Annotated in this window: 19 protein-coding genes; 2 read left to right on the forward strand and 17 right to left on the reverse strand. The window is 61.8% G+C overall.

Annotated elements, in window-relative coordinates; genetic code table 11:
• Window positions 1-99: 99 nt before the first annotated feature.
• The 16 genes from KUA23_RS20340 to leuC all read right to left on the reverse strand — a co-directional run bounded on the left by KUA23_RS20340 (window position 100) and on the right by leuC (window position 18,593).
• Window positions 100-864 (reverse strand): SDR family oxidoreductase, encoded by a 765-nt coding sequence (locus KUA23_RS20340; protein WP_078049415.1) that lies wholly within the window; start codon window positions 862-864, stop codon window positions 100-102.
• An 11-nt stretch (window positions 865-875) separates the two neighbouring features.
• Complete coding sequence (locus KUA23_RS20345; RefSeq protein ID WP_078049416.1) at window positions 876-2,087, reverse strand: O-succinylhomoserine sulfhydrylase; 1,212 nt, start codon at window positions 2,085-2,087, stop codon at window positions 876-878.
• Window positions 2,088-2,152: 65 nt separating this feature from the next.
• A complete protein-coding gene (purF, locus tag KUA23_RS20350; protein ID WP_078049417.1) occupies window positions 2,153-3,658 on the reverse strand; it encodes an amidophosphoribosyltransferase in 1,506 nt (501 codons plus the stop codon).
• A 41-nt stretch (window positions 3,659-3,699) separates the two neighbouring features.
• On the reverse strand, window positions 3,700-4,257 hold the full coding sequence (locus tag KUA23_RS20355) for a CvpA family protein (RefSeq protein ID WP_003192538.1): 558 nt from the start codon (window positions 4,255-4,257) through the stop codon (window positions 3,700-3,702).
• Window positions 4,258-4,459: 202 nt separating this feature from the next.
• Entirely contained in the window at window positions 4,460-5,122 is a 663-nt protein-coding gene (locus KUA23_RS20360) for an SPOR domain-containing protein (RefSeq protein WP_078049418.1), read from the reverse strand.
• Entirely contained in the window at window positions 5,106-6,413 is a 1,308-nt protein-coding gene (folC, locus tag KUA23_RS20365; protein WP_099492917.1) for a bifunctional tetrahydrofolate synthase/dihydrofolate synthase, read from the reverse strand. Before folC ends, KUA23_RS20360 begins: the two co-directional genes overlap by 17 nt.
• A complete protein-coding gene (gene accD, locus KUA23_RS20370) occupies window positions 6,410-7,330 on the reverse strand; it encodes an acetyl-CoA carboxylase, carboxyltransferase subunit beta (RefSeq protein ID WP_078049420.1) in 921 nt (306 codons plus the stop codon). Before accD ends, folC begins: the two co-directional genes overlap by 4 nt.
• Window positions 7,331-7,574: 244 nt before the next feature.
• Window positions 7,575-8,207: a phosphoribosylanthranilate isomerase gene (locus KUA23_RS20375; RefSeq protein ID WP_252992736.1), complete on the reverse strand. Its 633-nt coding sequence runs from the start codon at window positions 8,205-8,207 to the stop codon at window positions 7,575-7,577.
• A gap of 64 nt (window positions 8,208-8,271) precedes the next feature.
• Window positions 8,272-9,096, reverse strand: a complete 825-nt coding sequence (truA, locus tag KUA23_RS20380) for a tRNA pseudouridine(38-40) synthase TruA (protein WP_078049422.1) — start codon at window positions 9,094-9,096, stop codon at window positions 8,272-8,274.
• A 230-nt stretch (window positions 9,097-9,326) separates the two neighbouring features.
• The gene (locus tag KUA23_RS20385) at window positions 9,327-11,891 is read right to left on the reverse strand and encodes a FimV/HubP family polar landmark protein (protein ID WP_252992737.1); all 2,565 of its coding nucleotides are present in this window, start codon (window positions 11,889-11,891) and stop codon (window positions 9,327-9,329) included.
• Between the two features lie 162 nt (window positions 11,892-12,053).
• Complete coding sequence (locus KUA23_RS20390) at window positions 12,054-13,064, reverse strand: aspartate-semialdehyde dehydrogenase (RefSeq protein WP_099492913.1); 1,011 nt, start codon at window positions 13,062-13,064, stop codon at window positions 12,054-12,056.
• A gap of 250 nt (window positions 13,065-13,314) precedes the next feature.
• Window positions 13,315-14,427, reverse strand: a complete 1,113-nt coding sequence (asd, locus tag KUA23_RS20395) for an aspartate-semialdehyde dehydrogenase (protein WP_034107599.1) — start codon at window positions 14,425-14,427, stop codon at window positions 13,315-13,317.
• 64 nt (window positions 14,428-14,491) lie between these two features.
• Window positions 14,492-15,574 (reverse strand): 3-isopropylmalate dehydrogenase, encoded by a 1,083-nt coding sequence (gene leuB / locus KUA23_RS20400; protein WP_021491199.1) that lies wholly within the window; start codon window positions 15,572-15,574, stop codon window positions 14,492-14,494.
• A 53-nt stretch (window positions 15,575-15,627) separates the two neighbouring features.
• The gene (locus tag KUA23_RS20405) at window positions 15,628-16,392 is read right to left on the reverse strand and encodes a class I SAM-dependent methyltransferase (RefSeq protein ID WP_099494214.1); all 765 of its coding nucleotides are present in this window, start codon (window positions 16,390-16,392) and stop codon (window positions 15,628-15,630) included.
• Between the two features lie 127 nt (window positions 16,393-16,519).
• Entirely contained in the window at window positions 16,520-17,164 is a 645-nt protein-coding gene (gene leuD / locus KUA23_RS20410; RefSeq protein ID WP_033901804.1) for a 3-isopropylmalate dehydratase small subunit, read from the reverse strand.
• A 10-nt stretch (window positions 17,165-17,174) separates the two neighbouring features.
• Window positions 17,175-18,593: a 3-isopropylmalate dehydratase large subunit gene (gene leuC / locus KUA23_RS20415; RefSeq protein ID WP_252992738.1), complete on the reverse strand. Its 1,419-nt coding sequence runs from the start codon at window positions 18,591-18,593 to the stop codon at window positions 17,175-17,177.
• A 140-nt stretch (window positions 18,594-18,733) separates the two neighbouring features.
• Between leuC and KUA23_RS20420 the strand changes: the two genes are divergently transcribed.
• Window positions 18,734-19,624 carry a LysR family transcriptional regulator gene (locus KUA23_RS20420; RefSeq protein WP_099494213.1) on the forward strand — a complete coding sequence of 297 codons (891 nt, stop codon included), beginning with the start codon at window positions 18,734-18,736 and terminating at the stop codon, window positions 19,622-19,624.
• A 66-nt stretch (window positions 19,625-19,690) separates the two neighbouring features.
• Window positions 19,691-22,987 (forward strand): EAL domain-containing protein, encoded by a 3,297-nt coding sequence (locus KUA23_RS20425; protein ID WP_252992739.1) that lies wholly within the window; start codon window positions 19,691-19,693, stop codon window positions 22,985-22,987.
• Here KUA23_RS20425 and KUA23_RS20430 read toward each other — a convergent pair.
• Window positions 22,984-24,924, reverse strand: a complete 1,941-nt coding sequence (locus KUA23_RS20430; RefSeq protein WP_346356352.1) for a hypothetical protein — start codon at window positions 24,922-24,924, stop codon at window positions 22,984-22,986. The genes KUA23_RS20425 and KUA23_RS20430 overlap by 4 nt on opposite strands.
• Window positions 24,925-24,994: the final 70 nt, after the last annotated feature.

A 24,994-nucleotide genomic window follows, 5' to 3' on the forward strand; every position in this document is an offset into this window, starting at 1 on the left:
GTTGAGGCCGCGAAATTTACGCAGGTAGCGGACCTAAGTCAATAGCCCGCTTGAAGTTTTTCTGAAAAAGACAAAATGACTTCAAGACGGCAACCCGCCCTACTCGCTGTAAATCATCTTCTTGCTCATGCCACCGTCCACGACAAACTCTTGCCCGGTGACAAACCCCGCCTGGCGCGACAGCAGCCATGCCACCATCGCCGCTACGTCTTCTACAGTGCCCACCCTGCCCGCCGGATGCTGGGCGTGGTCGGTGTCGCTCAGCGGCTCGGCACGACGTGCTGCAGGATCACGCGCATCGATCCAGCCAGGACTGACCGCATTGACCCTTACTTCCGGGCCCAGGCTCATCGCCAGGGCATGCGTGAGGGCCAGCAGGCCGCCTTTGCTTGCGGCATAAGCCTCGGTGTCCGGCTCCGACTGGCGAGCCCGTGTCGACGCCAGATTGACGATGGCACCACCGTGGGCGCGCAGGTACGGCGCGCAGTGCTTGGCCAATAACATCGGCCCACCGAGGTTCACGGCCAGCACCCGATTCCAGTAAGCCAGGTCCAGGCTTTCCAGGGTGATATTGCGCGGGTCGGCCACTGCCGCGTTGCAGACCAACGCGTCCAGGCGCCCAAACTGCCCCAGCACTTCGGCGACACCCTGGGCCACTTGCTTCTCGTCGGCCACGTCCATGCTGATAAACCAGGCGTTCTCGCCCAGCACCTTGGACACCTTGGAACCGCGCTCGCGGTCCAGGTCGGTCAACACCACCTGCCAGCCTTCGCTGATCAGCCACGCGGCAATCCCGAGACCAATGCCCCGCGCCGCACCGGTGACCAGTGCGACACGCCCGTTACTGGCGGCTGCGGCTTCCATGGACCACTCGATCACAAGGCTGCCAGCCCGCGAGCCAGGTCAGCCTGCAAGTCAGCCACGTCTTCCAGGCCAACCGCGATGCGGATCAGGCTGTCACGGATACCCGCTGCCTCACGCTCCTGCGGCGCCAGGCGCCCGTGGGAAGTGGTACTCGGGTGGGTAATGGTGGTCTTGCTGTCACCCAGGTTGGCGGTGATGGAGATCAGGCGCGTCGCATCGATAAAACGCCAGGCGCCCTCTTTGCCGCCCTTGACTTCGAAGCTCACCACGGCACCAAAACCGCGCTGCTGGCGCTGGGCCAACGCGTGCTGCGGGTGGCTCTTGAGGCCGGCGTAATGCACCTTCTCGATACCGTCTTGCTGCTCCAGCCACTCGGCCAGCGCCTGGGCGTTGGCGCAATGGGCCTTCATGCGCAGGTTGAGGGTTTCCAAGCCCTTGAGGAAGATCCAGGCGTTGAATGGGCTCAAGCTTGGGCCAGCGGTGCGCAGGAAGCCCACGACCTCTTTCATCTGCTCACTGCGACCCGCAACCACACCGCCCATGCAACGACCCTGGCCGTCGATGAACTTGGTCGCCGAATGCACGACGATGTCCGCGCCCAGCTTCAACGGCTGCTGCAGCGCCGGGGTGCAGAAGCAGTTGTCGACCACCAGCAGGGTGCCCTTGGCATGCGCCACTTCGGACAATGCAGCGATATCCACCAGTTCGGCCAATGGGTTGGACGGCGACTCGACGAACAGCAACTTGGTGTTGGCCTTGATCGCTGCCTCCCAGCCAGACAAGTCCGCCAAGGGCACGTAGTCCACTTCGATACCGAAACGCTTGAAGTACTTTTCGAACAGGCTGATGGTCGAACCGAACACACTGCGCGACACCAGCACATGGTCGCCGGCACTGCACAGGCTCATGACCACCGCCAGGATCGCCGCCATGCCGGTGGCCGTGGCCACAGCTTGCTCAGCGCCTTCCAACGCCGCGATACGCTCTTCGAACGCGCGCACGGTCGGGTTGGTATAGCGCGAATACACGTTGCCCGGCACTTCGCCAGCAAAGCGCGCAGCGGCATCGGCGGCGGTGCGGAACACATAGCTGGAAGTGAAGAACATCGGGTCGCCGTGCTCACCTTCCGGGGTGCGGTGCTGGCCGGCGCGCACAGCCAGGGTATCGAAAGCTACGCCATCGAGGTCGCTGTCCAACCGACCGGCATCCCATTCCTGACTCATGCTGCGACTCCTTACTCAATTCTTTATTTAAGATACAAAACCGGCCCCTCAGGGCCGGTTGTCACTCAGTTGTTGTACAGGTCGATGATCGCGCTGACCGCCTGGGTCTTGATCTTCGACGAGTCGTTACGCGCCTGCTCGATCTTGTCCAGGTACGCCTCGTCGACGTCACCGGTCACATACTTGCCGTCAAACACGGCGCAGTCGAACTGGTCGATCTTGATTTTGCCACCACCGACCGCTTCGATCAGGTCCGGCAAGTCCTGGTAGATCAGCCAATCGGCACCGATCAGGTCGGCCACGTCCTGGGTCGAACGGTTGTGAGCGATCAGTTCGTGGGCGCTCGGCATATCGATACCGTATACGTTCGGGTAACGCACGGCAGGTGCTGCGGAACAGAAATACACGTTCTTCGCACCGGCTTCGCGGGCCATCTGGATGATCTGCTTGCAGGTGGTGCCACGCACGATGGAATCATCCACCAGCATCACGTTCTTGCCGCGGAATTCCAGCTCGATGGCGTTGAGCTTCTGGCGTACCGACTTCTTGCGCGCTGCCTGGCCCGGCATGATGAAGGTCCGGCCAATGTAGCGGTTCTTCACGAAGCCTTCGCGGAACTTGACGCCCAGGTGGTTGGCCAGCTCCAGCGCGGCGGTACGGCTGGTGTCCGGGATCGGGATCACCACGTCGATGTCATGCTCAGGACGCTCGCGCAGGATTTTCTCGGCCAGCTTCTCGCCCATGCGCAGACGCGCCTTGTACACCGAAACGCCGTCGATGATCGAATCCGGACGCGCCAGGTAGACGTGCTCGAAGATGCACGGGGTGAGTTTCGGTGCCACGGCGCACTGGCGGGTGTGCAGCTTGCCGTCTTCGGTGATGTACACCGCTTCGCCTGGCGCGAGGTCGCGGATCAGGGTGAAACCCAGCACGTCCAGGGACACGCTTTCGGAGGCGATCATGTACTCGACGCCTTCGTCGGTGTGACGCTGGCCGAACACGATCGGGCGAATGCCGTGCGGGTCACGGAAGCCGACGATGCCATAACCGGTGACCATGGCCACTACGGCATAACCGCCGACGCAACGGTTGTGCACGTCGGTGACGGCAGCGAACACGTCTTCTTCGGTCGGCTGCAGCTTGCCGCGCTGGGCCAGCTCGTGGGCGAACACGTTGAGCAGCACTTCCGAGTCGGAACTGGTGTTGACGTGGCGCAGGTCAGATTCGTAAATCTCCTTGGCCAACTGTTCAACGTTGGTCAGGTTACCGTTGTGCGCCAGGGTGATGCCGTAAGGCGAGTTGACGTAAAACGGTTGAGCTTCGGCCGACGTCGAGCTACCGGCAGTCGGGTAACGCACATGGCCAATGCCCATGTGCCCGACCAGGCGCTGCATGTGACGCTGGTGAAACACGTCACGTACCAGGCCATTGTCCTTGCGCAGGAATAACCGGCCGTCGTGGCTGGTCACAATACCGGCAGCGTCCTGGCCGCGGTGCTGGAGGACGGTTAGCGCGTCATACAGCGCCTGATTGACGTTCGACTTACCGACGATACCGACGATGCCACACATGCGACGCAACCCCTACTTAATGAATCTTGACTGAACACAGCTTACTGAGGCGTTTTGGCCGGTAAGAGGTGTTCCTTGAACGGAAGATCAGCGGGTACGCTGATTCCGCTGGCCAGCCACTGACTGCTCCACCCCAGAATGAGGTTTTTGGACCAATCTGCAACCAATAGAAATTTTGGCACGAGTACCGACTCCTGCCACCACGAATCCTGCTGTACCGGCCCCAGGCTCAACAGCCCGACCGCCACGACCACCAGCAACGCGCCACGCGCGGCGCCGAAGGCCATGCCGAGAAATCGATCGGTCCCGGAGAGGCCGGTGACACGTATCAACTCGCCAATAAGATAATTGACCATTGCCCCCACCAGCAGCGTGGCGATGAACATGATGGCGCAGCCCGCGATGACGCGAGCCGAAGGTGTCTCGATGTATCCGGCCAGGTAGACCGACAATGAACCGCCGAACATCCAGGCTACGACTCCTGCGATGATCCAGGTCAGCAACGACAGTGCTTCTTTTACGAAGCCGCGGCTTAGACTGATCAAAGCGGAGATGGCGACGATTGCAACGATCGCCCAATCAACCCAGGTAAATGGCACGTTTGAGCCTACGGACAGATAAGGCGGCGCATTTTAGCAGAGCGTCGGGCTATCGGTAAGCTGTGATTACGGCAGCTTTGCAAATCAATGGGTTGTACCCCTGAATGTAGGAGCCCGGCTTGCCGGCGATAGCGATCTTATCGACGCCATCGCCGGCAAGCCGGGCTCCTAAAGGTATGCCGCATCTCAAGCAGGGATCAAATCAGCCGCGTTCAGGCTGGAAACGAGTGACGAATCCTTTAAGGTTCTGCTGGCGATCCAGCAGGTCCCGCAGGCGATCCGCCTCGGCACGCTCGATCAGCGGGCCGATAAACACCCGATTCTTGCCGTCGGCGCTTCGAATATAGGCGTTGTAGCCCTGGCTACGCAGCTTCTTCTGCAAGGCGTCGGCGCCTTCGCGATTGCCCAGGCTGGCGACCTGGATCGACCAACTGATCGGCAAGCCATTCGGGTCGATACGGCTCTGCCCCACATCCGGCTTGCCCGGGGCGGCAGGTTGCGGCGCTACCGGCTTGGGTGCAGGTGCGGGCGCAGCGGGCTTGGTGGCGACAACCGGCGCCGCGGGTGCTGGCTTGACCACTGGCACGCTGGGTTGCACCGGCATCGACGGTGCCTGCTGCGCAGCCACTTCATCGTCAGTCGGTACAGGCTCTTCTTCAGGCAATGCCTGGGGCTCAGGCACCACCACCGGTTCAACCTGCACCTGGGGCACTGCGGGCGCCTGGGGCGCAGCCGGGGCTTCGACGACAACCTGACGCTCTTCGTCCTGGCGGGAAAACAGCATCGGCAGGAAAATCACCGCCAATGCCACCAGCACCAAGGCTCCGACCATTCGCTGCTTGTACGCGCTATCCAGTAATGCCATGTGCAGCTTCCTCCGTGGAGCGCCGGGCCAACCACTCAAGCGCCTCGGCAACACAATAAAATGACCCGAACAACAGAATCTCATCGTCGGGCGTGGCAATGGCGCACTGTGCTTCAAGGGCATCGGTCACGCTTGCATACGACGTCACCGGCGCACCAAGGTTCTGCAAGGCCACTTCCAGTTCGGTCGCCGGACGGCTGCGCGAGGTATCCAGAGGCGCCACGGCCCAAGCCTGGACATTGCCCAGCAAGGGCGCGACCACGCCCTCCAGGTCCTTATCGGCGAGCAAACCGAATACTGCAAGGCGACGGCCGACCGGTGGCCTGCGCGACAGGCGTTGTGCCAGGTACTCGGCCGCATGGGGGTTGTGGCCCACATCCAGCAGCAGGTTCAGGCGCCTGCCCTGCCATTGGAACTCACGTCGATCCAGACGCCCGACCACGCGCGTCGCCAACAAGGTGGCGGCGATCTGCTCGGCATTCCACGGCAGATCCAACAGCAGATAAGCCTGCAGCGCGAGCGCGGCGTTTTCCATCGGCAGGTTCAGCAGCGGCAGATCGCGCAGCTCCACAGCCTGGCCTTGTGCATCGCGCCCACGCCATTGCCAGTGCTGCTCACCGATCTCAAGGTTGAATTCGCGACCGCGCAGGAAAAAAGGGCAATCCAGCTCGCGCACCTTGTCCAGCAAGGTGTGTGGCGGATCCAGGTCACCACACAGCGCTGGCTTGCCCTGCCGGAAGATCCCGGCCTTTTCGTAGGCCACGGATTCGCGGGTATTGCCCAGGTAGTCGGCGTGGTCCACACCAATACTGGTGACCAGCGCCAGATCGGCATCCACCACATTGACCGTGTCCAGGCGTCCGCCCAGGCCGACTTCCAGCACCACCACATCCAGTTGCGCACGCTCGAACAGCCAGAACGCCGCCAGGGTGCCCATCTCGAAGTAAGTCAGGGATGTCTCACCCCGGCCGGCATCGAGTGCGGCGAAGGCTTCGCAGAGTTGCTCATCGGTGGCTTCGACGCCATTGAGCTGCACCCGCTCGTTGTAACGCAGCAGGTGCGGGGAATTGTAGACGCCGACTTTCAGCCCTTGGGCCTGCAGCAGCGCCGCGACAAAGGCACAGGTAGAGCCTTTGCCGTTGGTGCCGGTCACCGTGATCACTCGCGGCGCCGGCCGGCCCAACCCAAGGCGGGCCGCTACCTGTTGCGAGCGCTCCAGGCCCATGTCGATGGCGGACGGATGCAACTGCTCAAGGTAGGCGAGCCATTCGCCCAGGGTACGTTGGGTCATAGGTTTGCAGGCACCGGCGGCACAACAATCGGCTCGACCTTAGGCGCGATGTAGACAGGCGTCGGCAGGCCCATCATTTGTGCCAGCAGGTTGCCCAGGCGTGGACGCAACTCGCCGCGCGGGATGATCAGGTCGATCGCGCCGTGCTCCAGCAGGAACTCGCTGCGCTGGAAGCCTTCCGGCAGTTTTTCACGCACGGTCTGCTCGATCACGCGCGGGCCGGCAAAGCCGATCAGGGCCTTTGGCTCGCCAACGATCACGTCACCCAGCATCGCCAGGCTGGCGGATACGCCGCCGTAGACAGGGTCAGTCAGCACGGAGATGAACGGGATGCCTTCTTCGCGCAGACGCGCCAGTACCGCGGAGGTCTTGGCCATTTGCATCAGGGAAATCAGGGCTTCCTGCATACGCGCACCACCGGAGGCGGCGAAGCAGATCATCGGGCAACGGTTTTCCAGGGCGTAGTTGGCCGCGCGGACAAAGCGCTCGCCGACGATGGCACCCATGGAGCCGCCCATGAAGGAGAACTCGAACGCCGACACCACGACAGGCATGCCCAGCAGCTTGCCGCTGACGGAAATCAGCGCGTCTTTCTCGCCGGTCTGCTTTTGCGCAGCGGTCAGGCGGTCCTTGTACTTCTTGCCGTCACGGAACTTGAGACGGTCCACTGGTTCCAGGTCGGCGCCCAGCTCGTTACGGCCTTCGGCGTCGAGGAAGATGTCGATGCGGGCGCGGGCGCCGATACGCATGTGGTGGTTGCACTTGGGGCAAACGTCCAGGGTCTTTTCCAGCTCCGGGCGGTACAGCACCGCGTCGCAGGATGGGCACTTGTGCCACAGACCTTCAGGAACCGAGCTTTTCTTCACCTCGGAACGCATGATCGAAGGGATCAGTTTGTCTACTAACCAGTTGCTCATGCTTTCTTTCTCCAGTACCGGTGGCTTGAACACAGCCCCGCGTATGCCCTTGAGCTAAATTCATATGTGGCGATGACACATGCTGGACGGGGTCAGACGTTCGACCGGCCTTTTCCCGCATGTATCCTCAGCCTTCCAGACAACCTGCCAGCGCAGGGTTGCCACTTCATTTCCGAGCCACCCACAGGCGGCGCCGGGCTGTTTTACACAGTGGTAGTTATGGACGGCGGCAGACTGCCAGCCGTCACATCCCACCGCTGCTGTTGCGCACGGCCTGCATGAATGCGCGAATCTTGCTGTGATCCTTGATGCCCTTGCCCTGCTCTACCCCACCGCTGACATCCACGGCATACGGGCGAACCTGCTTGATCGCCGCCCCGACATTCGCAGGGTTGAGCCCGCCGGCCAGGATAATCGGCTTGCTCAGCCCTGCGGGAATCAGCGACCAATCGAACGCTTCACCGGTTCCACCGGGCACGCCTTCGACGTAGGTGTCGAGCAGGATCCCGCGAGCGCCACCATAGGCGGCACAGGCGGCTGCAATGTCATCCCCGGCCTTGACGCGCAATGCCTTGATGTACGGGCGCTGGTAGCTTTCACATTCGTCGGGCGTCTCGTCGCCGTGAAACTGCAGCATATCCAGCGGTACGGCATCCAGGGTTTCGTTGAGTTCGCAACGGCTCGCGTCGACGAACAACCCCACGGTAGTCACGAACGGCGGCAAGGCGGCGATGATCGCCCGCGCCTGCAACACATTCACCGCCCGTGGGCTCTTGGCGTAAAACACGAAACCAATGGCATCCGCCCCCGCCTCGACTGCCGCCAGAGCGTCTTCTATGCGGGCAATCCCGCAAATCTTGCTGCGAACGGCTGACATGTCGTGGAAACCTCAGGGGTTGGACCGAGAAAGTCCCGGATGGTAACAAAAGCTTTTCCGGGCGTCAGCCGCCAAGTTCGCTGAAACCTGTGAGGAAGTGTGGCCCGATGAAACGATCCGGCAGTTCGAACTCGTCGCGGTACTCCACATCCACCAGGTATAGGCCGAACGGATGCGCCGTGACCCCGCCGGTACGGCGAACCCGGCTTTCCAGCACTTCCTTGGCCCACTCCACCGGGCGCTCGCCGGTGCCGATGGTCATCAGCACCCCGGCAATGTTTCGAACCATATGGTGCAGGAACGCCCCGGCGCGGATATCCAGCACGATCATCTTGCCGTGGCGGGTCACGCGCAGGTGATGGACTTCCTTGATCGGCGACTTGGCCTGGCACTGGCCGGCACGGAAGGCGCTGAAATCATGCACGCCCACCAGGTGCTGCGCGGCTTCGGCCATGCGCTCGGCGTCGAGCGGGCGATGGTTCCAGGTGATTTCTTCGTTGAGGTGCGCCGGGCGGATCTGGTCGTTGTAGATCACATAGCGATAACGCCGGGCGATGGCCTTGAAGCGCGCGTGGAAATGCGCGGGCATGACCTTGGCCCAGCTGACACTGACGTCATGGGGCAGATTGATATTAGCGCCCATCACCCAGGCCTTCATGGAGCGTTCTGCCTGGGTGTCGAAATGCACCACCTGGCCGCAAGCATGCACGCCCGCATCGGTGCGCCCGGCGCACATCAGCGACACCGGCGAATCAGCAACTTTGGACAGGGCATTTTCCAGGGTTTCCTGCACCGTCAGCACGCCAGACGCCTGACGCTGCCAGCCGCGATAGCGCGAACCTTTGTATTCCACGCCCAGGGCGATGCGGTAAAAGCCTGCGGCCGCCATTTCGGCAGCCGGATTATCTATATTTGCCAAGAACTGAGAGCCTGATGAGTTGCGCAAAGGCGGCCATTATAAAGACCGTAAAGCGCGATGGGCACTTTTGTTACGGATTGGCCCCTAGCAAAATGTGGGAGCGGGCTTGCTCGCGAAGGGGGCGGATCAGTCACAACTTCATTAACTGACACGCCGTCTTCGCGAGCAAGCCCGCTCCCACACTGGGTAGGCGTCGCCCGTTAAATGCGACCGAGCATTTCCTTGGCCTCGCCACGCTGGATCTCGTCACCTTCGGTCAGCACTTCCGAGAGGATGTCCCGTGCGCCGTCTGCGTCACCCATGTCGATATAGGCCTGGGCCAGGTCGAGCTTGGTGGCAACTTCGTCGGTGCCGGAGAGGAAGTCGAATTCCGGCTCATCATCGCCCAACGCCGCATCTTGCGCAGTGAAGGACGGTTCGATGGACGGATGCTCCAGGCTCTGGGACAGGCGGTCCAGCTCGGCGTTGACATCATCCAGCTCCGACGCAAATGCATCAGGCTTGGCCGGCGCTTCCGGCTCATCGGCCAGGGACAGGTCGAAATCTTCCGGCAGGTCGAAGTCGTCCAGTGCCGCAGGTGTGAGGGTCGGTGGCTCGACGGCCGGCACGTCCTTCATCTGGTCTTCGAGGCCCGATAGAAAGTCGTCATCGGATTGCGCCGAAGCCGGGGCGTCCAACTGCAGGTCCAGATCGAAGTCCGACAGGTCGTCCGGGCTGGCCTTGGATTCAGTCTGCTGCTTTAGAAGCGACTCAAAGGTTTGCTGATCGTCCTTGACCTCGGCCGGGGAAGCTTCTTCGAGATCGTCCAGGCTCAGGTCAAAATCGGTATCAAAGGCCTCCGGCTGCGCAGGCGCCGGTTTGTCTTCGAGCAAATCCTTGACGTATTGAGCGTCCAGGGCAGCAGCGGCCACCGCCGCGCTGACGCCTGCCGCCAGCACGGCCATGGCCGGGAAGCGACTCTTGAGCTGCTCGACCTGGGCATGGTTTTCACCATTGGCCACCAACTGACGCTCCTGTGTCACAAAGCCGTCCTTGTCGTTTTGCAGGCCGTAGACTTCCATCAGCTTCAAACGCAGGTCGCTGCGCTTGGGCTCATGCTTGATCGCCTGTTGCAGCACGTCGGCGGCCTGGTTGAGGTGGCCACGGTCGATATGGGATTGAGCCTGGGCCAACGCATCGCTTGAGTTCACCGGAGCCACGGCAACGGCCAGCGGCGCGAGCACGGAAGCAACGGTCGGCACCGCAACAGCCGGCGCGACCACCGGGGCCGGTGCTGGCGCCGCGGCCAGCTTGACGTTTGGCGGCGGCACTTCCAGGCCTTCGAAGCTGTCCGGCGGCAGGTCGTGATCGATGTTCGAGGTGAACTCTGGCTCTTCCGCCAGGGCCCGCGCCATGCGCAGGTGCTTTTCTTCTTCGCGGCGCGCATTGCGATGGCGCGCCCACAACAGCAGGAGCAACAGCACCAGCAAGATAGCGGCGCCGCCAAGTACGCCGAGCACGACCGGGTTGGTCAGCAGGTCGTTGAATTTGCCCTCGGTGGTGGCCGGCGCTGCATCCGCCTTGACCGGCTCAGGTGCTGGCGCTGGTGCGGTGGGTGCAGGGGCAGCAGTGGACGTGGCGGTATCGGGCGCTACCGGGGCAGCCGCCGGTTCGCCTGCCAACTGCGCGGGCATCGCCGCCGTGGCCGCGGTAGCCGGGACACCCTTTTCCGCCTGCAAACGCGCCAGTTGATCGTTCTTCAGTTGAATCAGTTTTTGCAGCTTGTCCAACTGGCTTTGCAAGTCGGCCGCGCGGCTCTTCAGTTCTTCGTTGTCACGGCGGGTGGTGTCCAGTTGCTCCTGGGTCATCGCCAGCTTGTCGCTGAGTGCCGCGCTATCGCCGACCTTGCCTTTGGCCCCCTTCTTGGCCGCCTCGGCTGACACCAGGCTCAAGTTGTCCTTGGCGTTGGTGCTGGCTGGGGCGTTACCGGCCTGGGTGCGCTTGGTGGCGTCCAGTTGCTGCTTGCCCGCTGCGGGATTGGTCGCGGCACGCCGACCCTGGCGCCAGGCGGCGTTCTGCGCGCTCACCTCGGCAATCGCCTGGGGTTGCGGTAATGCGGTGCTTTGTACGGTGTCCGGCAGGCGCAGGACCTGGCCGGTTTTCAGGCGGTTGATATTGCCGTCCACAAAGGCATCGGGGTTCAGCGCCTGGATCGCCAGCATAGTCTGCTGCACCGAGCCGCCATTGCGGTTCTTCGCGGCAATTTCCCACAGGGTGTCACGGGAGGTGGTGGTGTGCTGCGCCGTTTTGCTCGCGGCCGGCGCGGTGCTGGCCGGTGCAGCCGAGCGCGGTGCCGGCGCGGCGGTCGTCGGTGCCGGCTGGTCGAACTTGGCCGGGTCGAGCAACACGCTGTAGTCACGCATCAGACGGCCATTAGGCCATTGCACCTGCAACAGGAAACGGACGTAGGAATCAGGCAGCGGCTTGCTGGAGGTGACGCGCACCACACTGCGGCCGTTTGGATTGACCACCGGGGTAAACGTCAGGTCATCGAGAAATGCCTGGCGATCAACGCCCGCGTCCACAAACGCCTGGGACGAAGCCAGGCTCGGCGTGATCTCGGACGCCGTGAGGCCGCCGACATCGAGCAATTCGATTTCCACCGCCAACGGCTGGTTCAACTTCGACTTGAGGGTCATCTCCCCCAGCTGCAGCGCCTGCGCCATACCGGAGGACAGCGCCGAGGCGGCCGCTATTGCTAACACCAGTTTGCGAACTTGAACCATAGCCTCATCCTTTGTTTGAACACTCCCCGGCCTGCGAGAAGGTTGGTAACCGCTGCCATAAGGCATGGCGAGCCGATAGGTCACCGACGCGCAACTTTTCCTGCCTGGGGCCAAGCATAGCGCTTGGCTAGAATCAATCTACAAATTGCCGCCAAGTATCTTTTACGCAAGGCCTTTTATCAACAACTGCGCCAGCTGCACGGCATTCAACGCGGCGCCTTTGCGTACGTTATCTGACGTCAGCCACAGATTTAGTTCCGCCGGGTCATCCACGCCCGCCCTGACACGACCGACGTAGACCACATCCTGGCCCACTGCGTCACCTACGGCTGTAGGAAAATCCCCTTCATCCACGAGCTCGATCCCCGGCGCAGCGTCAAGTGCGCGGTTCACCGCAGCGAGGTCGACCGCCGCGCCCAGTTGCAGGGACACAGTCAGGCTATCGCCAAAAAACACCGGGGCTTGAACGCAGGTTGCGGAAATCTTCAGCAAAGGTGATTCCAGCACCGCACGCAGCTCATGGACGAGGCGCTTCTCCAGGGCGGTATGACCTTGGGCGTCCGGCGTGCCGACTTGTGCAAGCAGGTTGAAGGCTACCTGGCGATCGAAGAATTTCGGCTCCAGTGGGCGCATGTTCAACAGCTCGGCGGTTTGCCGGGCCAGCTCGCTGACGGCCTCACGCCCCTGGGCTGACATCGCCAGGCTGGCGGTGACACTCACTCGCTGGATATCCAGCAGGCCACGCAAGGGCGCAAGGACGACCGCCAGGTTGGTCGCCGATGGGCTTGGGCTGCCGAGCTGGAACGGTTTTTCCAGGCCATCCAGCACATGGGCATTGGCTTCCGGCACGACTTGAGGCGCCTGCTCGGCCGGCAAGGCGCCGGACAAGTCGATCACCGAGCAACCCGCTGCCGTGGCACGCGGCGCAAAACTCAGGGTGGCCGCCGGCCCCGCCGCAAAGAACGCCAGCTGTACTTTGCTGAAGTCGAACTCATCGACCTCCCTCACCCGCAGGTTCTTGCCGCGAAACGGCACCGAGGCACCGGCAGAGTTGTTGCCGGCCAGCAGGTGCAGGGTGCCAACCGGGAAGTCCAGCTCTTCGAGGATCTGCACCAGGGTTTCGCCGACGGTACCGGTGGCGCCGATCACGGCGATATCAAAGGTCTGGGTCATGGGGGCTGCCTCGGGCATTGCGGGGGGAGCGGCACTTTACCGGGTGGTGGTGGGTGAGGCAATTAACCCGGCTTTTGTGGTGTGGCTGATGGCCTCTTCGCGAGCAAGCCCGCTCCCACATTCAACCGAGTTTATTCAGTTGAAATGCAATCAAATGTGGGAGCGGGCTTGCTCGCGAAGAGGCCCCAAAGGCCAACAAAAAACCCGCGCCTGTCACCAGAGCGCGGGTTTCCAATATTGCCTCAAGCGATCAACGCTCCAGCAGAATCCGCAGCATGCGACGCAGCGGTTCGGCGGCGCCCCACAGCAGCTGGTCGCCAACGGTGAACGCGCCGAGGAACTGGCTGCCCATGTTCAGCTTGCGCAAACGGCCCACCGGTACATTCAGGGTGCCGGTGACCTTGGTCGGGCTCAGCTCCTGCATGCTGATGTCGCGATTGTTCGGCACCAGCTTGACCCATGGGTTGTGCTGGCTGATCAACGCTTCGATATCGGCGATCGGCACATCTTTGTTCAACTTGATGGTCAGCGCCTGGCTGTGGCAGCGCATGGCGCCGATGCGCACGCAGATGCCGTCCACCGGGATCGGGTTCTTGAAGCGGCCGAGGATCTTGTTGGTTTCGGCCTGGGCCTTCCACTCTTCGCGGCTCTGGCCGTTCGGCAGCTCTTTGTCGATCCACGGGATCAGGCTGCCGGCCAATGGCACGCCGAAGTTCTCGGTCGGGTAGGCGTCACTGCGCATGGCTTCGGCCACACGACGGTCGATGTCGAGGATCGCGCTGGCCGGGTCGGCCAGTTGATCGGCAACGGCGGCGTGAGTCGCGCCCATCTGCTTGATCAGTTCACGCATGTTCTGCGCGCCGGCACCGGAGGCCGCCTGATAGGTCATGGCGCTCATCCACTCGACCAGGCCAGCCTCGAACAGGCCACCCAGGCCCATCAGCATCAAGCTGACGGTGCAGTTGCCACCGACGTAGTTCTTGGTGCCGGCGTCCAGTTGCTGGTCGATGACCTTGCGGTTCACCGGGTCAAGGATGATCACCGCATCGTCCTGCATGCGCAGGCTCGAGGCAGCGTCGATCCAGTAACCCTGCCAGCCGGCTTCGCGCAGCTTGGGGAAGACTTCGCTGGTGTAGTCGCCACCCTGACAGGTCAGAATCACGTCGAGGGTTTTCAGCTCTTCAATGCTGTAGGCGTCCTTGAGCGGGGCAATATCCTTACCCACAGACGGCCCTTGGCCACCCACATTCGAAGTGGTGAAAAACACCGGCTCAATAAGATCGAAATCCTGCTCTTCCAGCATCCGCTGCATGAGCACGGAACCGACCATACCGCGCCAACCGATCAGACCTACACGTTTCATCGCAACTACACCTTGTTAAAAAGTGGGCCGCCTTGCAGCAACAACTGCAAGCGGGCCCGAGAGATTACAGATTCCGCAGCGCGGCGACTACTGCGTCGCCCATTTCTTGCGTACCGACCTTGGTGCAACCCTGCGACCAGATGTCGCCAGTGCGCAGGCCTTGGTCCAACACCAGGCTCACGGCCTTCTCGATGGCATCCGCCGCTTCGCTCAGGTTGAAGCTGTAACGCAGCATCATCGACACCGACAAAATGGTCGCCAGCGGGTTGGCAATGCCTTGGCCCGCGATGTCCGGCGCCGAACCGTGGCAAGGCTCGTACATGCCCTTGTTGTTGGTATCCAGGGACGCCGACGGCAGCATGCCGATGGAACCGGTGAGCATCGAGGCCTGGTCGGACAGGATGTCACCGAAGAGGTTGTCGGTGACGATCACGTCGAACTGCTTGGGTGCACGCACCAGTTGCATGGCGGCGTTGTCGACGTACATGTGGCTCAGTTCGACGTCCGGGTAGTCCTTGGCCACTTCTTCAACGATTTCGCGCCACAGTTGGCTGGAGGCCAGCACGTTGGCTTTATCCACCGAGCAGACCTTCTTGCCACGCACGCGGGCCATGTCGAAACCCACGCGGGCGATACGGCGGATTTCGCTCTCGCTGTACGGCAGGGTGTCGTAGGCCTGGCGCTCGCCATTTTCCAGCTCACGCACACCGCGCGGCGAGCCGAAGTAGATACCGCCGGTCAGCTCGCGCACGATGAGGATATCCAGGCCCGCGACCACTTCCGGCTTGAGGCTCGACGCGTCGGCCAGTTGCGGGTAGAGGATCGCCGGGCGCAGGTTGCCGAACAGGCCCAGTTGCGCGCGGATCTTCAGCAGGCCGCGCTCAGGGCGGATATCGCGTTCGATCTTGTCCCATTTCGGGCCGCCGACGGCGCCGAGCAGTACAGCGTCGGCCGCACGCGCACGGTCCAGGGTCTCGTCGGCCAGCGGTACGCCGTGCTTATCGATGGCAGCGCCGCCGATCACGTCGTGGCTCAGTTCGAAGCCCAGGCTGTACTTGCTGTTGGCGAGTTCCAGGACCTTGACCGCTTCGGCCATGATTTCCGGACCAATACCGTCGCCAGGGAGAATCAGAATCTGCTTGCTCATGCGTTCCTCATTTCATCAAGCGACCCGCCCGTGGGCAGGTCGGGAAAAATCAATCAGCGTTCGGCAAAGACCACCAGCACGTCGGTGCTGAAGGTGCCGTCGGCCTGAATTTCGTAATAATCGCGCACTTCCTGGCCCATCGCCTGTTGCAGCTCAAGTATCGCTGCGCGCAATACCTCTGGCGTGCGCATGCGCTCGACCCAGGAGGTGTATTCCAGGCGCAAGCGTTGGCGGCTGCTGTTGCGCACATGCAGGCCGGACTCGCTGAGCTGCTGCATCCACTCGGCGGCGGCGTAATCGCGCACGTGGCTGGTGTCGCGCAGCACTTCGACGGTTTGCAGGTAAGTGTCCAACAGCGGGCTGCCCGGTGACAAGACGTCGACGAACGCCGCTACGCCGCCCGGTTTGAGCACGCGGCGCACTTCGCGCAGGGCCAGGCCGAGGTCGCTCCAGTGATGGGCCGAATAACGGCTGAACACGAAGTCGAACTCCCCATCGGCGAACGGCAGGCGCTCGGCAGCGCCGTGCACCGTACGGATATTGCCCAGGCCACGGTCCACCGCAGCGGCGGTGACCACGTCAAGCATCTGCTGGGACAGGTCGTAGGCCACCACTTCTTTAACCAATGGCGCCACGTGGAAGCTGACATGACCGGCACCGCACCCAAGGTCCAGCAAGCGCGCGCTCCCCTGCCCGGCCAGTTCGGCCTGCAGCAGCGCGAATTCGGTGCCTTGGGCGTGCACGGCACTGCTCAGGTAGGCTGAGGCTTGCTCGCCGAATTGTTTTTGCACGACTTGGGTGTGGGCGGTGCTGGTCATGGTGGTTTCCTTGGGTTTTGGGGTGGCTGTACGGGCGCTATCGCAGGCAAGCCAGCTCCCACAGTTGGAATGCATTCCAATGTGGGAGTTGGCTTGCCCGCGATGGGGCCCGCACGGTTACCGCAAATCAGGCATCGCGAAACAACCAAGGCTGGCTCGCCCGGTGCTTGGCTTCAAACGCCGCTATCGCATCGCCGTCCTGCAAGGTCAGGCCGATATCGTCCAGGCCGTTGATCAGGCAGTGCTTACGGAACGCATCCACTTCAAAGTGATACACCTTGCCATCCGGACGGGTCACGGTTTGCGCGGCCAGGTCGACGGTCAGTTGGTAGCCTTCTTCAGCTTCCACCTGCTTGAACAGCTCGTCGACTTCTGCGTCGGTCAAGATGATCGGCAGCAGGCCATTCTTGAAGCTGTTATTGAAGAAGATGTCGGCGTAGCTCGGCGCGATGATGCTGCGAAAGCCATATTCTTCCAGGGCCCACGGCGCGTGTTCACGGCTGGAGCCGCAACCGAAGTTCTCACGGGCCAGCAGTACGCTGGCGCCTTGGTAACGCTCGGCGTTGAGCACGAAGTCCTTGTTCAGCGGGCGCTTGGAGTTGTCCTGGTAGGCGTAGCCCACGTCCAGGTAGCGCCACTCGTCGAACAGGTTCGGGCCAAAACCGGTGCGCTTGATCGACTTCAAGAACTGCTTGGGGATGATCTGGTCGGTGTCGACGTTGGCGCGATCCAAAGGGGCGACAAGGCCGGTGTGTTGAGTAAAAGCACGCATCGGGTATTCCTCAGATCAATTCGCGAACGTCGATGAAACGACCGTTGACGGCCGCCGCAGCGGCCATGGCCGGGCTGACCAGGTGGGTACGCCCGCCGGCACCCTGACGCCCTTCGAAGTTACGGTTGGAGGTGGACGCGCAATGCTCGCCCGATTCCAAACGGTCCGGGTTCATCGCCAGGCACATCGAGCAGCCTGGCTCACGCCATTCAAAACCGGCTTCAAGGAAGATCTTGTCGAGGCCTTCGGCTTCGGCTTGCGCTTTGACCAGGCCCGAACCAGGCACCACGATGGCTTGCTTGATGGTCGACGCCACTTTGCGTCCCTTGGCGATCACCGCCGCTGCGCGCAGGTCTTCAATCCGCGAGTTGGTGCAGGAACCGATGAACACGCGATCCAACTGGATATCGGTGATCGCCTGGTTGGCCTGCAAACCCATGTACTTCAAAGCGCGCTCGATGGAACCACGCTTGACCAGGTCGGCTTCTTTGGCCGGGTCCGGCACGTTCTGGTCGACGGCCAGGACCATTTCCGGCGAAGTACCCCAGCTGACTTGTGGCTTGATCTGGGCAGCGTCGAGTTCGACCACGGTGTCGAACACCGCGTCGGCGTCGGAGACCAGGTCTTTCCAGGCTTCGACGGCGGCGTCCCAATCCGCGCCTTGCGGGGCGAATGGGCGGCCTTTTACGTATTCGACGGTCTTGTCGTCCGCCGCCACCATGCCCACGCGGGCACCGGCTTCGATGGACATGTTGCAAATGGTCATGCGGCCTTCGATGGACAGGTCGCGAATCGCGCTGCCGGCGAACTCGATGGCATGGCCGTTACCGCCGGCGGTGCCGATCTTGCCGATCACGGCGAGTACGATGTCTTTGGCGGTCACGCCAAATGGCAACTGGCCTTCGACCTTCACCAACATATTCTTCATTTTCTTGGCGACCAGGCACTGGGTGGCGAACACATGTTCCACCTCGGAGGTGCCGATGCCGTGGGCCAGGGCGCCAAAGGCACCATGAGTCGACGTATGGGAGTCACCGCAGACCACGGTCATGCCCGGCAAGGTGGCGCCCTGCTCCGGGCCGATCACGTGAACGATGCCTTGACGCACGTCATTCATCTTGAATTCGGTAATGCCATATTCGTCGCAGTAGTCGTCGAGGGTCTGCACCTGCAAACGCGACACCTGGTCGGCAATGGCTTCGATGCCGCCTTTGCGCTCTGGCGTGGTGGGCACGTTGTGGTCTGGCGTGGCGATGATGGAGTCGACGCGCCAAGGCTTGCGCCCGGCCAGTCGCAGGCCTTCGAACGCTTGGGGCGAGGTCACTTCATGGATGATGTGACGGTCGATATAGATCAGCGACGAGCCATCGTCGCGCCGTTTCACTTCATGGGAATCCCAAAGCTTGTCGTAAAGCGTTTTGCCGGCCATCAGTCGGTCCTCATCAGCGGTGTTTCTTTATGCCGGGCTTTTCAATAACCCTTTGGCTTGTGAGGCTGATGGTATGGCGCTACATTAAATAACTCAAATTCATATTTTTTATGCTTTGGATTACCAACTGGAATACCACCATGGACCTGGCCAACCTCAATGCCTTTATAGCCATCGCCGAGACCGGCAGCTTCTCCGGCGCCGGCGAGCGTCTGCACCTGACCCAACCGGCCATCAGCAAACGCATCGCCGGCCTGGAGCAACAATTAAAGGTGCGTTTGTTCGACCGCCTGGGCCGTGAAGTCGGCTTGACAGAAGCCGGCCGAGCCTTGCTGCCGCGCGCTTATCAGATCCTCAACGTGCTGGACGATACGCGCCGCGCCCTTACCAACCTGACCGGCGAGGTCAGCGGGCGCCTCACTTTAGCCACCAGTCACCATATCGGCCTGCACCGCCTGCCGCCGATCCTGCGTACCTTTACACGGGAATACCCGAATGTGGCGCTGGATATTCAGTTCCTCGATTCAGAAGTGGCCTACGAAGAAATCCTCCATGGCCGCGCCGAAGTGGCGGTGATCACCCTGGCGCCCGATCCCCACCACCTGGTGCGGGCCACCCCGGTGTGGGACGACCCGCTGGATTTCGTGGTGGCGCCGGAGCACAGCCTGACCAGCAACGGCAAGGTCAGCTTGGCGGACATTGCCGGCCACCCGGCGGTTTTCCCCGGCGGCAACACCTTTACCCACCATATTGTCAGCCGGCTGTTCGAGGCCCAGGGCCTTACGCCAAACATCGCGATGAGCACTAACTATTTGGAAACTATCAAGATGATGGTGTCTATCGGCCTGGCCTGGAGCGTGTTGCCGCGCACGATGCTGGATGAACAGGTGGCAAGTATCGCTTTGCCGGGCATACAGCTCAGTCGCCAGCTAGGCTATATCGTGCACACCGAAAGGACGCTGTCGAATGCTGCGCGGGCTTTCATGAGCCTATTGGATGCACAAGTCGATCTGCCAGGGATTCCGGCATGAACCTGTGCGGCCTCAAGGTCTGAACTGAACCGCGCCTTACGCCCATCGAGCCAAGGCCCTGTGATAATGCGCAACCCCGTCGACTCCTTGCCACCCCTGCCCCGTATTTACGCCCTTGACCCTCAAGAGGCGGAACAAAGCTGGGACAGCGCCCCGCAATTGCTGGCAGCGCTCAATGCTGCCCGGCTGGGCGCGTGGTGCTGGGAAATCGACACCGGCAGAATCAGTTGGTCACGCGGCACCCAGGCGCTGTTTGGCTTTGATCCGCGCCAGCCACTGCCCAAGGACCTGGACTACCTCGACCTGCTCGCGCCACAGGATCGCGCCCGCGTGGTGCGGGCCTTTCACGCGGTTCTGGCCGGCGAGCCGTTCGAGCAGGCCATGCATCACCATATCCAGTGGCCGGACGGCACCCACCACTGGCTGGAAATCAATGGCAGCCTGGCACCTGACAAAGCCGGACGACGGCGCATGATCGGGGTGATCCGCGAGACCACCCGCCAACGCGAGCGGGAGCGCGCCCTCAGCCACTCGGAAAAACGCTTCGCCACGCTGTTTCACCTGTGCCCCAATATGGTCTTGCTGACGCGCCAGTCCGATGGACTGATCAGTGAAGCCAACCAGTACTTCGAGATGCTCTTCGGCTGGCCGGTGGCCGACGCCATCGGCCGCACCACCCTGGACCTGGGCCTGTGGCGCCACCCCGAGCAACGCGCGCAGCTGGTCAAGGCCACCCAGCGCAAGGGCGAGCCCATCACCATGGAGGTGCAATTTTGCGCCAGTAACGGCCAGATCCACGACGGCACGCTCAGCGCACAAAAAGTCGAGCTGGAGGGTGAGGCCTACCTGATCAGTACGTTTCTCGACACCACTGAGCGCAAAAACGCCGAGCAGGCCCTCAAGGACAGCCAGGAGCGCCTCGACCTGGCCCTGGACTCGGCGCAACTGGGCACCTGGGACTGGCACATTCCCACCGGCATGCTCTACGGCTCGGCGCGCGCCGCCCAACTGCACGGCCTGCCACCGGAGCCATTCCATGAGTCCTTCGACGCCTTCTTCGAGGGCATGCCCGATGAAGAGCGCGATAGCATGCGCAACGCCTACCGCACCCTGCGCGAAGGCCCGGCCGGCAACTATCAACTGACCTACCGCGTGCCGATGGAAGACGGCAGCTCGCGCTACCTCGAAAGCCGCGCGCGCCTGTACCGCGATGAACACGGTGCGCCGCTGCGCATGGCCGGCACGTTGCTGGATATCACCGACCAGGTGGAGCGTGAACAACGCTTGACGGCCTCCGAAGAAAAATTCGCCAGCCTGTTCCAGGCCAGCCCGGACCCGATCTGCGTCACTTGCCTGGACAGCGGCGCGTTTATCGAAATCAACCCGGCCTTCACCCAGACCTTTGGCTGGACGGCGGCCGAGGTCATCGACAAAAGCGCCGAAGAGATCGGGCTGTGGGACGAGTCGAGCAAGCGCCTGCAGCGTATCGAGCGGGTGATCCGCGAGCAGGCGCTGAGCAATGTGGCCATCGTGGTGCATCACAAGGGTGGCCAGAGCCTGACCTGCATGATTTCCAGCCGCTTGATCAAGGTCGGCGACCAGCCCTGCATCGTCACCACGCTGCGCGATATCACCCAGCAGCAACGCTCGGAGGCAGCACTGAAGGCCAGCGAAGAGAAATTCGCCAAGGCTTTCCATTCCAGCCCCGACGCGATTTCCATCACCGAGCGCGATACCGGCCGCTACGTGGAGGTCAACGACGGTTTTTGCCGCCTGACCGGCTACCGTGCCGATGAAGCCATCGGCCTGACCCTCTACCAGATCGGCATTTGGGCCGATGAAAACCAGCGCGCGGCGCTGCTGGCGGAATTGCAGATCAAAGGCCGTATCCACCATCTGGAGATGCTCTGGCACAACAAACGCGGCGAAGTGCTGGCAGTGGAAGTTTCGGTGGAGCCCATCACCCTGAATGAAACGCCCTGCCTGCTGCTGACCGCCCGGGACGTAAGCTTGCTGAAAAACGCCCAGGCGCAGATCCGCCACCTGGCCTACCACGACCCGCTGACCAACCTGCCCAACCGCGCCCTGCTGATGGACCGCCTGAGCCAGCAGATCGCCTTGCTCAAGCGGCATAGCCTGCGCGGCGCATTGCTGTTCCTCGACCTTGACCACTTCAAGCACATCAACGATTCACTCGGCCACCCGGTGGGCGACACGGTGCTGAAGATCGTCACCGCCCGCCTGGAAGCCAGCGTGCGCATGGAGGACACCGTGGCGCGCCTGGGTGGCGATGAGTTCGTGGTACTGCTCAGCGGCCTTGACGGCACGCGCACGGAAGTCAGCGGCCAGGTGCAGGAGCTGGCCGATACCCTGCGCGAATTGCTCTCGGAGCCGATGTTCCTGGACGGGCATCGCTTGCAGGTCACGCCGAGCATTGGCGTGGCGCTGATTCCCGATCACGGTTCAACGCCTGCGGACTTGCTCAAACGGGCCGACATTGCCCTGTACCGCGCCAAGGACTCAGGGCGCAACACCACGCAGATGTTCCACAACAGCATGCAGAAAACCGCCAGCGAACGCCTGCGCATGGAGACCGACCTGCGCCTGGCCCTGTCGCGCGGCGAGTTCAGCGTGCATTACCAGCCCCAGGTCGATGCGCGTGGCAATCGGATCGTCGGTGCCGAGGCCCTGGTGCGCTGGCAGCATCCACAGCTTGGGGCACAGTCACCGTCTGAATTTATCAAAGTGCTCGAAGACAGCGGCCTGATCCTGGAAGTCGGCACCTGGATCCTGGACGAAGCCTGCGCGGCCTTTCAACAGTTGATCGCGGAAGGCTTGGTGGACCCGCTGAATTTCAGCCTGTGCGTGAACATCAGCCCCCGGCAGTTTCGCCAGAACGACTTCGTTGAGCGGGTGGAACGCAGCCTCAAGCAGCACCAACTGCCGTTCAGCCTGCTGAAACTGGAAATCACCGAAGGCATCGTGATCCAGAACCTGGACGACACCATCAGCAAAATGCGCCGCCTGAAAAAGCTCGGCGTGAGCTTTGCGATGGATGACTTCGGCACCGGTTACTCGTCGCTCACTTACCTCAAGCGCTTGCCCGTGGATGCGTTGAAGATCGACCAGTCCTTCGTGCGTGACGCCACCCATGACCCCAACGACGCCGAAATCATCCGCGCCATCGTGGCCATGGCCCGCAGTTTGAACCTGGAAGTGATTGCCGAGGGCGTGGAAACCCAGGAGCAACTGGCCTTCCTGCAGGGCCTGGGTTGCCATCTGTACCAAGGGTATCTGCACAGCCGGCCACTGCCCATGATCGGTTTCAGGGAACGCTTGATCGCGGGGGATGGCCGGGGTTAAACCAATTTCAGTGCGACGCCGTCGGCTTGATTCCAGTGCGAGCTATTCAAGTCGCGCTTGGCGCCATACTCATCGAATTTACCCTCTATCACGACAACCGAATGCCCAAAGTTCGCCAGGGTGCCAGGTACGCCTGATGCCAATTCATCCACGCTACTGGCGCGCGTAAAGGCGTACAAGCCGAGGCGGCGTAATGCATCGCCAGGAACCTCGCCGTCGTTCAGCGTTTGCAGGGCGACGTCAAAACTGACGCCGGCGCGAAACTCGTGATTTTCCAACTGTGCCCGCTTGGCGCTCGCTGCATAAAGGAACACGGCATTGTCAATAAGGCCAGCATTCGGACCACGAAAGTGGGCGGCTGCCCGGGCCCTTTCCAGCTCGGCGAAGGTGAGCCGCACTGTGCAGTTATCGCGCATGGTGATGGAGTAGCCTCCCGCCGTTTCGGTGACACGTTTGAAAATACCCAAAGGGTTTTGCCCGTACTTCATCATCGCCGCTTTGATGGCGGACACCGTGACACAGTTACCCTCCATGCCCTGATAGAAACCACTCCAGATATCGTCGGGCTCGACGCCAATGGGCGCAGCCGGGAATCGCGCAGGTTGACCGTCTTGATCGTGGGGTAGGTCTGCGGCGAGCTGGTAGCCGTAGTCTTTACCGACCGCATCTTTCTTGCCGTGGCTATGTTTAACACCCTCCACCACCAACGCCCCCGAAAAACTGGAGGTCTCGGTGACGCCAATACTGTGGGGTTCTTGAAGCTTGGCGGGAGGCACAATCCGCAAAAAGCCGATCAAGCCCATCCCCGTCAAGACCCTGTAGATGCTCTCACCCCGCAGCGTAACGGACAGCGCTGCATCAAACTGCACGTTGCGGATGAGCTGCTTGCGCTTTGCGTAGGCGGCCAGGATCAGGTTGGCGTCGTTGCGCATTTGCGTGTCAGGGCCTGTAAACCGCGTCGCCTCGGCGGTGCGCTGCAGCTCCTGCGTCGACAACGTCAGCTCAAAACCATCTTTCAGGGTGATGCTGTACCCATTGCCCGTGGCGTTGATCCTTTCGAAGACATCGGACGGCGACCGGCCAAACCTGAGCATCATCATCTTGATGACGGCTGCGTGGCTGCTGAGGTCGAACACCTCACCGAAATGACCCGAGGGGGCAATGAACCCTTGCAACACCTCTGCGACCTGGGGACGGATACCCTTGGCCTGGCCAACCTGGGGCGTGATCCTCACCACAGGCATGGGTACGACAGGGACAGGGGCGGTAGGAGGCTTCGGCGCGCTATGGCTCTGCAGCGTATACATGTAGCTTTGATCGGGTGAACGCCCCCTGCCCGCGCGGTGCGCCTTGCCGGCGTATATCAACGATGAACCCAGGTTATGACTGTGGGCCACCCCCCACCGCCCTTCGCCGACAACCGTGGCAGTAGGCTCGTACTTGAGATGGCCGGATAAGCCCATGCCTTTGAACATGTTTAAGGTTGTCTCACCCTGCAAAGAAGCGGTCAGGACTGACGTAAAACTTGGCAAATCAGCGGCATTGCCACTTCCCAGCTGTTTGCGCTTGATGAATACCGCCAGTGCGAAATGGGCACCGCCCAGTACTTCGTTGTCGCTGCCGGTAAAACGTGATGCCGCCCCTGCTTGTTGCAGCTCCTGCCGGGAAAGGTGCAGCCTGTAGCCATCTTTCATCGTGACGTCATACCCCCCGCGATTACTGCGCACACGGCTGAACATAGCCTCAGGCTGCTTGCCAAAGGTGTGCATCATCAGTTTGATGACTGCGCTGTGTGAGCTGGCATCGTAATGCTCGCCGAAAGCGCGTTCAGGGAACTCAAAGGCGTGGAAGAGAGACGTTTCTTTCTCCGAGATATTGGAAAACTGCGACGCCGTGGAAGTCGAGCGCGCAGAGGATCCAATCGCAAACGTATTCATAGCAACCACTCTTAAAAGCAGTAGTCAGTCGCGCCGTCGATTGAACATACTTAAACCCGTGCAAACAGGC

The organism is Pseudomonas pergaminensis, from assembly GCF_024112395.2.
Classification (GTDB): Bacteria; Pseudomonadota; Gammaproteobacteria; order Pseudomonadales; family Pseudomonadaceae; genus Aquipseudomonas; species Aquipseudomonas pergaminensis.

Coding starts and splice junctions, on each gene's coding strand:
- KUA23_RS20340 (WP_078049415.1), bottom strand. CDS start 864: ATGGAAGCCGCAGCCGCCAGTAACGGGCGTGTCGCACTGGTCACCGGT.
- KUA23_RS20345 (WP_078049416.1), bottom strand. CDS start 2,087: ATGAGTCAGGAATGGGATGCCGGTCGGTTGGACAGCGACCTCGATGGC.
- purF (WP_078049417.1), bottom strand. CDS start 3,658: ATGTGTGGCATCGTCGGTATCGTCGGTAAGTCGAACGTCAATCAGGCG.
- KUA23_RS20360 (WP_078049418.1), bottom strand. CDS start 5,122: ATGGCATTACTGGATAGCGCGTACAAGCAGCGAATGGTCGGAGCCTTG.
- folC (WP_099492917.1), bottom strand. CDS start 6,413: ATGACCCAACGTACCCTGGGCGAATGGCTCGCCTACCTTGAGCAGTTG.
- accD (WP_078049420.1), bottom strand. CDS start 7,330: ATGAGCAACTGGTTAGTAGACAAACTGATCCCTTCGATCATGCGTTCC.
- KUA23_RS20375 (WP_252992736.1), bottom strand. CDS start 8,207: ATGTCAGCCGTTCGCAGCAAGATTTGCGGGATTGCCCGCATAGAAGAC.
- truA (WP_078049422.1), bottom strand. CDS start 9,096: ATGGCGGCCGCAGGCTTTTACCGCATCGCCCTGGGCGTGGAATACAAA.
- KUA23_RS20385 (WP_252992737.1), bottom strand. CDS start 11,891: ATGGTTCAAGTTCGCAAACTGGTGTTAGCAATAGCGGCCGCCTCGGCG.
- KUA23_RS20390 (WP_099492913.1), bottom strand. CDS start 13,064: ATGACCCAGACCTTTGATATCGCCGTGATCGGCGCCACCGGTACCGTC.
- asd (WP_034107599.1), bottom strand. CDS start 14,427: ATGAAACGTGTAGGTCTGATCGGTTGGCGCGGTATGGTCGGTTCCGTG.
- leuB (WP_021491199.1), bottom strand. CDS start 15,574: ATGAGCAAGCAGATTCTGATTCTCCCTGGCGACGGTATTGGTCCGGAA.
- KUA23_RS20405 (WP_099494214.1), bottom strand. CDS start 16,392: ATGACCAGCACCGCCCACACCCAAGTCGTGCAAAAACAATTCGGCGAG.
- leuD (WP_033901804.1), bottom strand. CDS start 17,164: ATGCGTGCTTTTACTCAACACACCGGCCTTGTCGCCCCTTTGGATCGC.
- leuC (WP_252992738.1), bottom strand. CDS start 18,593: ATGGCCGGCAAAACGCTTTACGACAAGCTTTGGGATTCCCATGAAGTG.
- KUA23_RS20420 (WP_099494213.1), top strand. CDS start 18,734: ATGGACCTGGCCAACCTCAATGCCTTTATAGCCATCGCCGAGACCGGC.
- KUA23_RS20425 (WP_252992739.1), top strand. CDS start 19,691: ATGCGCAACCCCGTCGACTCCTTGCCACCCCTGCCCCGTATTTACGCC.
- KUA23_RS20430 (WP_346356352.1), bottom strand. CDS start 24,924: ATGAATACGTTTGCGATTGGATCCTCTGCGCGCTCGACTTCCACGGCG.